Genomic DNA, 14756 nt, shown 5'->3' with positions numbered 1-14756 from the left:
AGGATTTGCTTCCACTTTTGAAAGTAGTTTTGATAATGAATTATAAAATAATATTAATTATTTTTGAATATAAGAAAAGGACTAGAGCACGTATATTTTTGAACTATACCTCCTAAATTATGTCCAATTTTAGGTCAGTTCAGAATACGTATATTCTAGTCCTTTTACTATATCTACTAGTGTGACACTAGCTTTTACCATCATAAGAGTCATTAATCAATTAGTCGCTAAATGTTAACTATTAGTTACTAACTGCTAATCGTCGAAACTCATCATAAACAATCAACAATTATCAGCCATCAATCAATCATATATAAGCTATAATTGATGGTTAATTTTAATGATTTATTTTGTGATACTATTTTTTAAGCTTGGCTTTACAAGTGCTAAGATAAAGCAAGCCACAACGGAACCGATTGCGATGGACGCAAGGTATAGTAGTGGATTACCAATTGTTGGTACTACAAAAATGCCGCCGTGTGGAGCGCGTAGTGTGCATTCGAAGAACATGGATAACGCACCGGCTGTACCAGCACCGATAATACAAGCTGGTAATACGCGAACTGGATCGGCTGCTGCAAATGGGATGGCACCTTCTGTGATGAAGGAAAGGCCCATGATGTAGTTTGTGATACCAGATTTACGTTCAGCCTCTGTGAAGCGGCTAGGGAAGAATGTAGTACAAAGAGCGATTGCCAATGGAGGAACCATACCGCCTGCCATGACAGCCGCCATAATACCGTATTCGCCAGTTGCAAGAGCACCAGTACCGATAACATAAGCCGCTTTGTTTACAGGGCCGCCCATGTCAACGGACATCATAGCACCAAAGATAAGACCTAACAATACGCGGCTCGTTGTGCCCATGGATTGCAAGGAGTCCATCAACCAGTGGTTAAGTGCGGATACAGGAGGATTGATGATAAAGGTAATGGCGATACCAATGAATAATACGCCAAGCACAGGGTAGAAGAGAACCGGTTTTGTACCTTCTAAGGCTTGAGGTAAACCAGATACTAATTTCTTAACTAATAATACCAAATAACCTGCTGCGAAACCGGCAATCAATGCACCTAGGAAACCAGAGCCACCTTGGTTAGCTAATAAGCCTCCAACAAAACCAGCTACAAGACCTGGACGGTCCGCAATACTCATAGCGATGTAACCCGCTAATACGGGTAACATGAAGCCAAAGGAAGCGCCACCGATTTGCATTAAGAAAGCTGCAAGAGGTGTACCGGAACCAAAGTTTTTAGGATTTGCTGGGTCGAATACATCGAATAAAAAGGCAAGGGCAATTAAGATACCGCCACCGATAACGAATGGCAACATGTGGGAGACACCATTCATCAAATGTTTGTAGATTTGACGACCAAAGTTATCTGCCGCATCGAATGCAGCCACTGCACCATTTTTGTCAGATGGGGAAGCATGGTATACAGGTGCTGTACCAGCCATAGCTTCACGCAATAACTCTTCCGCTTTATTGATGCCGTTCGCAACCTTAGTTTGAATCATAGGTTTGCCATCAAAGCGTGCCATCTCTACTTGACGGTCAGAAGCTACGATAATGCATTTAGCGTGCTCGATTTCTTCTGCTGTAAGAGCGTCTTTAACACCAGATGCACCATTCTTTTCTACTTTTAAAGAAACACCCATTTCTTTAGCTTTGCGTTCTAAAGATTCAGCCGCCATATAGGTATGTGCAATGCCTGTAGGGCAGCCAGTAACAGCAAGTACATCATAATGCGGGTTATCTACAGAAATCTTAGGTGCTACCTTTTCAATTGCTTCTGTAGCCTTTGCTTCGATAGCATCGGTAATGCTGGTTGCTTTTTGATCCTCTGCTGGTTTGATATATCCTTCTACGGATGGGTCAAAGTTTCCTTCTTCTTTAGCTGTAATGAGCTCTAAGAATCGATCAACAGTAGCCGCTTGAATTAGGGCTTCTTTGAAGTCTGGGTCAATCACCATAGTTGCTAGTTTGCTCAATACCTCAACATGAGTGTCAGCGGCGCCTTCTGGAGCCGCAATCATGAAGAATAGGCGAGAAGGTTGACCATCTAATGCTTCAAAGTCTACCCCATTAGGTACAACCATAGCGGCGAGGCATGGTTCTTTTACTCCTGCAGATTTAGCATGTGGTGTGGCAATACCGTCGCCAAGGCCTGTAGAACCAGACTCTTCACGAGCGAAGACAGCTTTTAAATATTCTGCCTTGTCTGTCAAATAGCCTCCTTTGTCCATCAATTCACTTAAGGTGTAAATGGCGTCAGCTTTTGTGACAGGATCTGCATTCAGTAGGATAGATTGAGGTTTTAATAGATCAGTGATTTTCATATGTGTACTCCTTGATGCACATAAAATATAAAACTATTTAACTCGTACTTGTGAAAGCAGTGTTTCTACTTCTTCAAGGGTTGCGAGGTTTTCAGAGTAAGCGGAGGCAGAGCCACTGGAGATACCCCAATAGAGCGCCTCTTGTAAGTCACCCGTCTTTTCATAGCCCGTAATAAAGCCGGCTACCATGGAGTCGCCAGCACCCACGGAATTCACGAGAGTTCCTTTAGGGGCAGGACTGGTATATACAGTGCCGTCAGCGGACACCAAAATAGCACCATCACCAGCCATGGAGATGAGCACGTGTTGTGCGCCTTTCTCTTGCAATGTTTTTGCTGCTTCTACAAGCTGATCTTTTGTAGATAAAGTGCGCCCAAAGATTTCACTAAGCTCGTGATTATTTGGCTTAATTAAAAATGGTTTATAAGGCAAGACTTTTGTGAGTAGATCCTTTGTAGCATCGACTACGATGCGAATATTTTTATGTTGTAAGCGCTCCATAATGAGTTCGTACATATCGCTTGGTAGGCTAGAAGGAATGCTGCCAGCAAGGATTAAGGTGTCCTTTTCGGTCAACGCATCAAGCTGTTTGTATAGAGCTTCTAATTCGTCGGTACCGATGATTGGGCCGCGGCCATTAATCTCTGTTTCCTCATCAGAGGCTTTTACCTTAACATTGATGCGGGTTAATCCTTCGCGAAGCCGGATGAAATCTTCTTTCACGCCGAATTTCTTGAGTTGTGTTACGATTTCTTCGCCTGTAAACCCTGCGATGAAGCCGAGTGCTGTCGTATCCATGCCAAGATTGTTGAGCACGATAGATACGTTGATACCTTTGCCACCACCGAGAACGTATTCTTGGATGGTGCGATTAATAGTACCCGTCTTGAGGTGATCAAGGCGCACGATATAATCGAGAGCTGGATTAAAGGTAATGGTATAAATCATACAATTTCCCCTTTTGAGATAATACTAATTAGCGTATGATTGGTTGATCTTGCTTCCGTAATCGTAACCAATAGATGAGTGGTACTAGATATAGGAAGAAGGCAAATGGTACATAACCTGTTGAACTTGTACCCATCATGACAATGGGCACGTAGGCAGCGATATTCCATGGTTGTAATGGAGCGATGAGAATGCCACTATTTTCAAATTCTAGCATTACATCTTCGTCTTGAATACCTCGCTGTGCGTAGGTAATACGCATAATAGAGTGCGTCATAACTACCGCAATAGCTTGGCTGCATCCAACCGCACCTGTTAAGAAAGCAAGACCTACATTGGCAGCAAATACATCGCTCCGTGTTTTAGCTCGCTCTAACAGTTGTCGTATATCGTTCCAGAAGCCAACCCCTTCGAGCATGCCTGAAATGGCAGTAGCCATAAAAATTGAAAGGGTAGGGATAAACATCGTTTGTAGACCGCCGCCATGAATGATATTAGCTAGTGGATTATAGTGCGGTAGTTCAAAGCCTGTTAAGGTATACCATCCCAACTCTGAGAGGCTCACATCCTGATTGGTATAGGCTAGAATGGCCGCCGCTAATGCACTGAGTCCGATAGGCCAACGGATAGATACTTTCAAAGGCAATAGGCCAATGACGATGATGACTGGAATCCATAAAGTCCAATCGATATTGAAAATAAAGTGAATTGTATCGGATAGTAAACTATTTTCGTAATTGAGTGGGTACCATTGAGATAGTAATAGATACAGCACTGTAGAGATGATGAGTGCTGGAATACCATCTTTAAACATGATGGGAATATTTGTCGATACCTTTGTATGGGTCAAGGCCGCTACAAGAGATGCACTAGAGGATAGTGGACCGTTTCGATCACCAAAGTAAGCACCTGCAATAATGGCACCGGCCACAATATTTTCTGGAATACTTCCAGCTCTTGCCATCGTGATGAGTACGATGCCTATCGTGCCTACAGTGCCTAGTGCAGTACCTAACAACATACTCACTATAGCTGTTATTAAAAAGGCACAGACGATAAAGATGGATGGATCAATTAAATCGATACCTGTGGCGATAATCATAGGAATAACGCCTGCTGCTTGCCACATGGCGATGAGCCAACCGATGAGAAGGAAGATTTGCATCACTACGATGGATGTTTTCGCACCTGTCCAAGATAGGTTTAATAATTCTTTTAGTGTATATCCTTTGCGGTAGAACACGTAGGCCATGATGCTCCATACGACAATCAAGGCATAACCAATAGCGATGCTATTGGCTACGGCGATGAGGATGACGAGAATGGATGCAAGTAGTCCCAAAAGGGGCTCTATATTCCGTGGCATGAGTGTGCGGCCCTGTTGGTACCTTAGGAACGCATTTAATATAAGTTGTAACCACTTCATTTTAATCGATAGGAAGTTCTGTTTCGAAGACTTCCTCAGCCGGGCCTGTCATGAGCACCGTGCCATCCTCCAAGTATGAAATATGCAATGTTCCTAAATAGAGTTCCACATCTACTTCGCGGCCTGTTAAGCCCTTTTCAAAGGACATAACGGCAGAGGCACAAGAGCCTGTTCCACAAGCTAAGGTAGCACCAGCGCCGCGCTCCCAAGTGCGCACCTTGATATGTTTGTCATTTACTACTTCAATGTAGTTTACATTTGTGTTAGCAGGGAAGGCATCGTGCTTTTCAAGGATTGGGCCTTGTGTTGTAACAGGGGCCTTTGTAATGTCGTCGATGAATACCTCCGTATGAGGCACGCCGAGCAATACGGAGCTTACTATTACGGTCTCACCGTTTACATCGAGGTCTACGTCGATAACCTTATCCATGTTTACATTCATAGGAATGTCTTGGGCTTTGAAGAATGGTTTGCCCATGTCTACAGTAACTTGTGTGACTATACCGTTTTCGATAGTCAAGGTAGGCTTCATTATGCCTGCTAAGGTTTCGATGGTGAAAGTCTCTTTCGTAGTTTCACCGTGTTCATAAGCGTATTTGGCAAAGCACCGAATCGCATTACCGCACATTTCTGCTTCACTACCATCGGAGTTGATGATACGCATGCGCACATCACAAGTTTCGGAAGGTACTAGGATGGCAAGACCATCGGCACCAATACCCGTGCGACGATCGCAAAGGCGGATAGCGAGGTCTGTGTAGTCTTTAGAAGTCCCTTGTGGGTCGGCAAATAGGATGAAATCATTGCCGAGACCATGCATTTTTGTTAATTTCATAAAGTCTCCTATCAATAAGTAAGACTTTCACCATGAAGCCCGTGAAAGTCTCAGATGCATATAATTATATATTCTATATTATATCATAAAAGGCCCTCGAAAATGAGATGTTTGTTGCTTTATTGTTTAACCGAGAAATGATAAAATAAAAAGTAATGTAGCTAATCGTAATAGAAAGAGGAACATATATGCGAATTCAAGGGATTTCTGGATCTCGTGGCGTTGCAGTAGGCAATGTATATAGATATATTCAAGAGGAAATTGTCATTCCTGATTACACTGTAGCGGAAGACAAGGTAGAAGAAGAAATTAGCAAGTTTGCAACTGCTATGGCATCTACCTTAAAACAATTGGATACTATTCGTAAAAAAGCGTTGGATGAAATGGGACCAGAAGAGGCCGCTATTTTTGAAGCGCACATGCAAATCGCTCAAGACCCATCCTTGTCTGACGGAATTAAATCCCTTGTTGAGTCTAGCCATATGAACGTGGTAGCGGCCACGTCTCAAACAATTGAAAGCTTTGCCAATATCTTCCTTGGTATGGAAGATGCCTACATGCGTGAACGAGGTGCAGATATTAAAGATATCGGCGATCGTTTGATGCGCAATATATTAGGTATGAATCCTCGCGGTTTATCACATATTTCTGGCGAAGTTATCTTGGTGGCTCATGATTTGGCACCATCTGATACGGCCTCCCTCGATAAAAATGTGGTAAAAGGCATTGTCACTGCGGCGGGTGGTCCTACATCTCATGCGGCTATCATGGCTCGTACACTCGAAATTCCCGCTGTTATGGGAGTCGGCGATATTGAAAGTTTCGCTGATGGCGACAAAGCAGTCGTTCTTGGTACCGATGGTATCGTAGAAATCAATCCATCTGATGCGGATTGGACGGAATATACAAATCAAGCGTTGGCGTTTCAAGAGGAATTAAAACGGTTGCGCGAATCTGCTAATCTTGAAGCTACCACCACTGATGGTCACCATGTAGAATTATTCGGTAACATCGGCAAGGCAAAGGATGCTAAACATGTGCTCACTATGGGGGCACAAGGTATTGGTTTGTACCGCACAGAATTTCTTTACATGGAAAACGATGAACTGCCTACAGAAGATGTACAATTTGAAGAATATAAAAAGGTAGCCCAAGAGATGAAAGGGCAACCGGTTATCATTCGTACCATGGATATCGGTGGTGACAAGGAATTAAAATGCCTTGATTTGCCAAGTGAAATGAACCCATTCCTAGGCTATCGTGCCATTCGTATTTCTTTAAATCGTCCAGATATCTTTAAGGTACAATTGCGTGCCTTGTTACGAGCTAGTGCATTTGGTGATATTCACATCATGTATCCTATGATTGCTTCCGTTGAGGAAGTGAAACAAGCGAATGCAATGCTTGATGAATGTAAGACGGAGCTGGCGGCTGAAGGAAAGGATTTCAACAAGGATATCAAGGTTGGCATCATGATCGAAGTACCTGCGGCAGCTGTTATATCTCCAATTCTTGCTAAATATGTAGACTTCTTTAGTATCGGTACGAATGATCTTTGCCAATACACATTGGCAGTAGACCGTATGAACGAAGCGATCGGTAGCTTGTATCAACCGTTGCATCCAGGTGTGTTACGTCTTATTAAACACATTATTGATGCCAGTCATGAACAAGGTAAGTTTACAGGTATGTGTGGTGAGCTTGCTAGCGATCCTGTGGCGACCATGATTCTATTAGGTCTTGGTCTCGACGAATTCTCCATGACTGCTTCTTCTATTCCTCTTATTAAAAACATTTTACGTTCTGTTTCCAAAGCAGAATGTGAAGAGGTGGCAAACAAAGCACTTACTATGGACACAGCAGAAGAAATTACAGAATACGCTAAATCTGTATTAGCTGAAAAAGGTTTATTATAATTCTATTTTTGTTAAATAGGATCATTACATAGCAAATAAGATGTAATATACTTGAATTGAAATGCTTGATATTGATACAATATATCTATTAGAACGTATGAGATAGGCTCTGCCTATCGCGATAGAAAGAGGTTATCATGAAAGAATTAACAGTAGAAATTACTAACGAATCTGGTTTACATGCTCGTCCTGCTACAGCCTTCACACAATTGGCTGCTAAGTTTGCTTCCAAAGTGACTATCGCTGCTAATAGTAAAACAGCAGATGCTAAATCCATCTTAACTGTATTGACTTTGGGGGCTACAAAAGGAACATCCGTTACATTGACTGCTGACGGTGCTGACGAAGATGATGCTCTCGCTGCATTGAGCGAATTCTTAACAACTAACCACGATTAATATGGGAATAATAAAAAGGACTCTACATTTGTAGAGTCCTTTTTTATTTACCCATATTTGCAAAGCGCTCTACAGCTTTTGTAAAGTCGCTAATGGTTTTTTCCACGTCACCATGTTCGATACCATCTCGTACGCAGTGGTTGATATGTCCTTCAAGAATTACTTGTCCTACTTTATGTAGTGCAGACTTAGCTGCATTAATTTGGCTCAACACATCTTCGCAGGGAATGTCTTCTTCAATCATTCGATCAATAGCTTGCACTTGACCTAAGATTTTACGCAATCGACGATGCAGATTTTCTGAATCCATACACTGTTTCATATTACTCCTCCATAGGCATGTTTTTATCATCTCATATATTATACTCTATTTAAAGTTTTTAATACAACTTAATAAGTATAACTAATATGCATTAATCGGTATTTATAGATATATAGTGTCGTGCCGTTATAAGATATATTAAATATATTTGTAGTATGAGTGGACGTAAAAACTAGTGTTTTACATATCTTCTTCTTGATTGATGTGATACAATACATTTAATATACTTTATATTTGTATATGTATATAAGGTATTGTATAGATGGCTAGATTATAAACTTATGTTTACATGTGTTTATATTACAGACCTTTAAGAAATAGGTGAAAGAAATGAAAGTATTTCGCTACCTTCGAAACCTAGTTGTATTCGTGGTGGTCATGATTTTGGCTATGTTTATATATGACGGATACCATAGCTTTCAAGGGACAAATCGTGAGAGTAAAGCTCATACACTTGTTGAAAAACAAATAGAACAAAGTGAAGACACGCTCAGTCGTACGGATCGAATTATACGCCTGTTTACATTTAGAGATAAAGTACAGATAGCTCTTAATCAACGTGTTTCAAAAGAGCATTGGGTGAAAGGGGATGTTATTCCTGAGTATACAAAAAATGCATTAATCGCTATTGAAGATAAGCGGTATTATAAACATGGAGCTATTGATGTACTCGGTATTATTCGCGCCTTGTACACAAATACCATAGCAGGTGAAACCTTGGAAGGCGGTAGTACTATTACACAACAACTTGTAAAAAATCTGTTCCTTTCCTCAAAGCGCATCATGAGTCGTAAGGTAGAAGAGGCCATCCTCGCTAGCGAGATGGAACATTACTATTCTAAGGAAGAAATTTTAACTATGTATTTGAATACCGTATATTATGGTCATAATTATTATGGTATCTACGAAGCAGCTCACGGATACTTTGGGACGAGTCCCAGTCGATTAACATTGGGGCAAAGCGCTTTGCTCGCTGCATTACCCAATGCACCGTCCTATTTAGATCCTTACACGAACTATGAAGGGGCTAAAGCTCGACAAAAGCTGGTGCTCGAACAAATGGTAGACCAAGGCATGATTACACAAGCAGAAGCAGACTATGCGTATGAACAGGACTTAGAGCTTGTGGAAGAATAACTTAATATATTTAATAAGCTATATCTGGTGTTCGATTACTAGATATAGTTTTTTATTAGTTCGGAAAAGAAATATATTATTAAAGTGAATAAAAATAATACTTGCATTTATAATTATACAGGTGTATACTATTTTTTGTCAGAAGGAGAAAATGCCTGTCGGGATAGAAAATACCACGGTGCTTTCACAATTATCTGATATTGTATTGATTATATGAGTTTAAATAGATAGTGGTTTATGAGGTGTTATCATGGGTAAAGCAAATAAAGTAGTACTCGCATATTCTGGTGGCTTAGATACTTCTGTTATCATTCCTTGGTTAAAAGAAAATTATGGCGCTGAAGTTATTGCTGTGTGTGTAGACTTGGGCCAACCTGAGGATTATGATGCAGTTGAGAAAAAAGCAATCAAATCTGGCGCATCTAAAGCGTACATCGTTGACGCTAAGGAAGAGTTTGTAAAAGATTATATTTGGCCTACAATAAAAGCTGGTGCAGTTTATGAAGGCAAATATTTATTAGGTACATCCTTTGCTAGACCTTTAATTGGTAAAATCCTTGTAGATATTGCTAAAAAAGAAGGGGCTGATGCAATCGCTCACGGTGCGACTGGTAAAGGTAATGACCAAGTTCGTTTTGAGTTGACTATCAAAGCATTAGCTCCTAACATGAAAATCATTGCTCCTTGGAGAGAATGGGATTTGAAATCTAGAACAGATTGCATGGAATATGCTGCTAAACACGATATTCCAGTTGTAGCTACAAAATCTCACCCATATTCTATGGACCAAAACGTATGGCATTTGTCCCATGAAGGCGGCGATCTTGAAAATCCAGCAAATGCGCCTAAAGATGATGTGTACTTGGTAACACATACTCCTGAACAAGCTCCAGATGAAGCTGGTTATGTAACTGTATCCTTCAAAGAAGGTGTACCTGTAGCTGTAGATGGTCAAGAAGGTACTCCATTACAAATATTAGAAAAACTCAACGAAATCGGTGCACACTATGGTGTAGGCGTTGTAGATATCGTCGAAAATAGATTGGTAGGTATGAAATCTCGTGGTGTTTATGAAAACCCAGGTGGCTCTATCATCATGTATGCTCACAGAGAACTTGAATACCTTTGCCTCGACAGAGCTACATACCACTACAAAGAACTCATTGCTAACAAATACGCTGAACTCGTATATGATGGCATGTGGTTTGCACCATTGATGAACGCATTACAAGCGTTTGTTGATGAAACTCAAAAAACTGTAACTGGTGAAGTAAAACTTAAATTGTACAAAGGAAATATCATTTCTGCGGGCAGCACTTCCCCATATTCCTTGTACAGCGAAGATTTCGTAACATTTGAAGAAGATGATGTATACGATCAATCTGATGCAGAAGGCTTCATTAACTTGTTCGGTTTACCTCTCAAAATTAATGCACTGATGAAAGAGAAAGCAGGTAAATAATGGCTAAATTGTGGGGCGGGCGTTTCACAAAAGGCACTGATAAAGCGGTAGAGGATTTTACATCCTCTATCGCTTTTGATGCGCGGATGTACGCCGAAGATATTGCAGGCAGCAAGGCACATGCGACTATGCTAGCAAAACAAAATATTATCTCCGACGCAGATCGAGATGCAATTTTAGCAGGTTTAGCAAAGATTAAAGGGCAAATCGATAAAGGGGAATTCCCATTTTCTGTAGCTCTTGAAGATATTCATATGAATATTGAAAAGCGTTTAACTGATGACATCGGTGAAGCGGGTGGTCGTTTGCATACCGGCCGTAGCCGTAATGACCAATGCGCAGTAGACTTGCACATGTACGTGCGTAAAGCTGTTGTGGAAATGGGTGAACTCATCGTAGATATGCAGAAGGCTCTCATCGAAACAGCTGAAAAGTATAGTGATGTTATCATGCCTGGCTATACGCACTTACAACGGGCTCAACCTGTATTGTTTGGGCATCATATGATGGCCTATTTCTCTATGTTGGAACGCGATTTTGATCGTTTGTTGATGGTATTCAAACATGCTGACATCATGCCACTTGGGGCCGGCGCATTAGCTGGTTCTACATACGGCATTGATCAAACATATACGCAAAAGCTTTTGGGCTTTTCTCGTATTTACGAAAATAGTATGGACGCCGTATCTGACCGTGACTACGTAGTTGAATTCTTGTCCTTTGCATCTCTAGTGATGATGCACTTGAGTCGTCTTAGCGAAGAGTTGATCTTGTGGTCTACCAATGAGTTCAATTTTATTGAACTTGATGATGCTCACTGCACGGGCTCTAGCATCATGCCTCAAAAGAAAAATCCTGACGTTTGCGAGCTGGTTCGTGGCAAAACAGGCCGTACCTATGGTCATTTGTTAGGCCTTTTAACAACTTTGAAAGGCTTGCCTCTTACATACAACAAGGATATGCAAGAGGATAAAGAAGGTATCTTCGATGCTATTGATACAGTACACTTCGCATTGTCCATTAATGCGGCTATGATTCGTGGTATGAAGGTCAATGGGGCTCATATGAAAGCAGTCCTTGATGACGACTTCTCTAATGCTACGGATATGGCAGATTATCTTGCGAAGAAAGGTGTCCCATTCCGTGAAGCCCATGAAATCGTAGGTAATGCGGTGCATCATTGCATCGAAAAAGGTTGTGTACTCCTTGATCTATCCGTAGAGGACTTCAAAGCTATTTCCAACCATTTTGATGCAGATATTCTTGACGCTATCTCCATCGAAGCTTGTGTTGCAGGTCGTAATAACTATTCTGGTACGGCTCCGGAGTGTGTGGAACGACAACGTAATAATGGCAAAGCTATTATCGCTACAGAAGAAAAACAAATTACTGAATGGAAACATATTATTGAATCCGTACAGGCATAAAAGTAGTGTAAGAATACATCAACAATAAAAGTAAAGAATAATTATCAATATAAATTTGAAAGTCTGAGATCGATATACATATAAGGATTTCATTAAGGGTCTAATATTGCCCATTATACTTATATGTATATCGATTTTTTATTTAAAAGCTAGACGATACCTATAAATCCCAAAATTCTAATTGATAATTCACTATTAAAATGATGCATTTGTGTGTACACATATAGTGGACTGTGAGGAAATAATAGTCTTGTACTAGGACACTATAACCGTGATAGATAGGAAAAATTACATCTATACACAGAATAAAATAGGGTAAAAATATACTTTGCCACAATTAAAATGAGTTCTGTTCAATTTTGATGATAAATTACCTATGATTTATTCAATTCGTGTAATATAGCTTGTCCGCCAATAAAGTACTTTTATTTTGGTTTCATAGGTGTTATTATTTAACTCGTAATAAGAATAAAAACGGTAAATTCACATTCAAGCCCATCACAGCACGAACTGGATTTACTTAGCGGTATATATATTTTAAGTGAATTATGGACGAGAAAAAATTCACCTTAGTGAAAGGGGATTGATACATGAAAACCACCGCTAAAAAAATGTCTGTATTCCAGCTAACCACAATGGTAGCAGCCAATATGCTAGGAGCTGGGATCATTATGTTACCAACTAATTTGGCTCAAGTTGGTACTATTTCAGTTTTATCTTGGCTCGTGACAGCTGTGGGTGCGCTTTTACTAGCGTATATTTTTGCTCAAGCGGGTATGTTCTCCCAAAAACAAGGGGGCATGGGCGGTTATGCAGAACATCGCTTCGGTAAAACTGGACATTTTATGGCGAGCTATGCTTACAGCATATCTCTCATCATTGCTAATATCGCCATCGCGGTATCTGCCGTAGGTTATGGCGCAGCTTTCTTTGGCGTTGACCTCAATGCGACACAAACAAGTCAGGTAACAATTGTGCTCTTGTGGTTTGCAGCGATTCTAAACTTCAGAGGGAATCGTTTCACAGGTCGACTCAGCAATATGACTATTTGGGGCTCTATTGTTCCGGTTTTATTAATCGGTACAATCGGCTGGTATTGGTTTGATCCATCTATTTATTGGGCGGCATGGAACCCAAATGATCTTCCGCTTTATGATGCGGTAAAACAATCTATTTCCCTAACTTTATGGGGCTTCCTAGGATTTGAGTCCGCAGCGGCTAATGCTGATGCTGTTGAGAATCCAAAGAAAAACGTACCTATCGCAACTGTGGCGGGTACATTAGCAGTGGCCGTGGTTTATATCTTGTCCACAAACGTTATGGCAGGTATTGTGCCTAACGTTGATTTATTAAATTCTAATGCACCATTCGGTTTGACATTCGTATACATGTTCAATGATACAATTGCAAACATCGTTATGGCTGCTATGGTTATTTCTTGCTTTGGCGCTTTGCTTTGCTGGCAATTCACATTGTCTCGCGTCTTCAAAAGTGCAGCAGAACATGGTTACTTCCCTAAAATATTCGCTCGTGTAAATAGCAAAGATGCTCCTGTTCGTGGTGTATTGATTTTACTCGCTGTTGAAACATTACTTACTTTATTCACTGCAAGCGAATCCTTGCGTGAGCAATTTGAAATCTTAGTAAACTTAGCGGTTGTAACTAACGTAGTACCGTATGTATTGTGCATTTTGGCAGTACCTACAATGATGCGTATGGCTGGCGTAGCTGAAAGTCGTATTAAACGCTCTAATTACTTGTTCGGTATAGGCGTTCTTTATTGTCTATATGCAATCTACGCATGTGGTTTTGATGCTATGGTAGGTAGCGCAGTGGCAGTAAGCATAGGTTTGGTGATTTATGTTTTGCGTAAAGCGTGGGATACACGCAGAGCACACCGCTTACAACAAAGTATTGATTAACTGAATACATCTCGTCTTATTAGAGGCTATTACTTCGGTAATAGCCTCTTTTTTATGATAATTATAAATTAGACTTATAATTCATGAGTGTCTAATTTGAAAAAACTTAAAGAGCATTTTTATTATTAATCAAATTTTTGCTGTGCATAAAAAGATTTTATAATAAAGTTTTTACGTTGCTTTGTTATTATTAAAATTAATATATATACCGTCTTATACAGTAAATATAATAAAAAATTATTTATATAAGTTAATTTATATGGTTTTATGCAGGATTGTGAATTTAATCACTAATCAATATTTTTTATCAGTATAAAAATTATATTGAAAATACGTGAAATATATATACCCATAAGGGGTATATGTATTGTAAATAGAGTGTTAATATAGTATATTTATAATCGATAAAAATGAATGAACTAGTGAGTGTCGGTATTTACCGAGCGTAAAAGAGGAAAATGGGTGAAAAACCCATACTATGCAAATAGCTGTAATGAGGAGCAAGGTTTCATTATAGGGTCACTGGGAAACTGGGAAGGCCGAAATGTTGCGATGAATCAGAGTCAGAAAGCCTGCTCTAAAGGCATGGTATACATATGCTGTGCTTAATTTGGGTTAGTCGG

11 protein-coding genes and 1 riboswitch are annotated in these 14756 nt (G+C 40.2%); of the genes, 6 read left to right on the top strand and 5 right to left on the bottom strand.

Annotation, left to right across the window (positions count from 1 at the left end; genetic code table 11):
• Window positions 1-345: 345 nt before the first annotated feature.
• Genes E7A03_RS06570 through dapF form a run of 4 tightly spaced genes read right to left on the bottom strand, consistent with a single transcriptional unit; the run spans window position 346 to window position 5549 of the window.
• Window positions 346-2340 carry a PTS fructose transporter subunit IIABC gene (locus E7A03_RS06570; protein WP_316073888.1) on the bottom strand — a complete coding sequence of 665 codons (1995 nt, stop codon included), beginning with the start codon at window positions 2338-2340 and terminating at the stop codon, window positions 346-348.
• Between the two features lie 33 nt (window positions 2341-2373).
• On the bottom strand, window positions 2374-3288 hold the full coding sequence (gene pfkB, locus E7A03_RS06565) for a 1-phosphofructokinase (RefSeq protein WP_101928485.1): 915 nt from the start codon (window positions 3286-3288) through the stop codon (window positions 2374-2376).
• Window positions 3289-3316: 28 nt separating this feature from the next.
• Entirely contained in the window at window positions 3317-4714 is a 1398-nt protein-coding gene (locus E7A03_RS06560) for a Na+/H+ antiporter NhaC family protein (RefSeq protein WP_316073887.1), read from the bottom strand.
• A 1-nt stretch (window position 4715) separates the two neighbouring features.
• Window positions 4716-5549 (bottom strand): diaminopimelate epimerase, encoded by an 834-nt coding sequence (gene dapF, locus E7A03_RS06555; RefSeq protein ID WP_316073886.1) that lies wholly within the window; start codon window positions 5547-5549, stop codon window positions 4716-4718.
• Window positions 5550-5737: 188 nt separating this feature from the next.
• On the opposite strand from dapF, the gene ptsP reads away from it, so the two are divergent.
• Both ptsP and E7A03_RS06545 read left to right on the top strand, forming a co-directional pair.
• Window positions 5738-7465 (top strand): phosphoenolpyruvate--protein phosphotransferase, encoded by a 1728-nt coding sequence (gene ptsP, locus E7A03_RS06550; protein WP_316073885.1) that lies wholly within the window; start codon window positions 5738-5740, stop codon window positions 7463-7465.
• A 137-nt stretch (window positions 7466-7602) separates the two neighbouring features.
• Window positions 7603-7863: an HPr family phosphocarrier protein gene (locus tag E7A03_RS06545; RefSeq protein WP_278467652.1), complete on the top strand. Its 261-nt coding sequence runs from the start codon at window positions 7603-7605 to the stop codon at window positions 7861-7863.
• Between the two features lie 43 nt (window positions 7864-7906).
• On the opposite strand, the gene E7A03_RS06540 is transcribed toward E7A03_RS06545, so the two are convergent.
• Window positions 7907-8185 (bottom strand): metal-sensing transcriptional repressor, encoded by a 279-nt coding sequence (locus tag E7A03_RS06540; RefSeq protein WP_004697521.1) that lies wholly within the window; start codon window positions 8183-8185, stop codon window positions 7907-7909.
• 330 nt (window positions 8186-8515) lie between these two features.
• On the opposite strand from E7A03_RS06540, the gene E7A03_RS06535 reads away from it, so the two are divergent.
• The 4 genes from E7A03_RS06535 to potE all read left to right on the top strand — a co-directional run bounded on the left by E7A03_RS06535 (window position 8516) and on the right by potE (window position 14133).
• Window positions 8516-9322 carry a transglycosylase domain-containing protein gene (locus E7A03_RS06535; protein WP_058948111.1) on the top strand — a complete coding sequence of 269 codons (807 nt, stop codon included), beginning with the start codon at window positions 8516-8518 and terminating at the stop codon, window positions 9320-9322.
• Between the two features lie 250 nt (window positions 9323-9572).
• Window positions 9573-10784, top strand: coding sequence for an argininosuccinate synthase (locus tag E7A03_RS06530; protein WP_278467655.1), 1212 nt, complete (start codon window positions 9573-9575; stop codon window positions 10782-10784).
• Window positions 10784-12211, top strand: a complete 1428-nt coding sequence (gene argH, locus E7A03_RS06525; protein WP_316073882.1) for an argininosuccinate lyase — start codon at window positions 10784-10786, stop codon at window positions 12209-12211. Before E7A03_RS06530 ends, argH begins: the two co-directional genes overlap by 1 nt.
• A gap of 590 nt (window positions 12212-12801) precedes the next feature.
• Window positions 12802-14133, top strand: coding sequence for a putrescine-ornithine antiporter (gene potE, locus E7A03_RS06520; protein WP_004697529.1), 1332 nt, complete (start codon window positions 12802-12804; stop codon window positions 14131-14133).
• A gap of 406 nt (window positions 14134-14539) precedes the next feature.
• Window positions 14540-14727, top strand: a riboswitch (cobalamin riboswitch).
• Window positions 14728-14756 lie beyond the last annotated feature (29 nt).

The organism is Veillonella parvula (genome assembly GCF_032472435.1).
Lineage (GTDB): Bacteria > Bacillota > Negativicutes > Veillonellales > Veillonellaceae > Veillonella > Veillonella parvula_N.
This window is presented reverse-complemented; position numbering and strand designations above follow the sequence as displayed.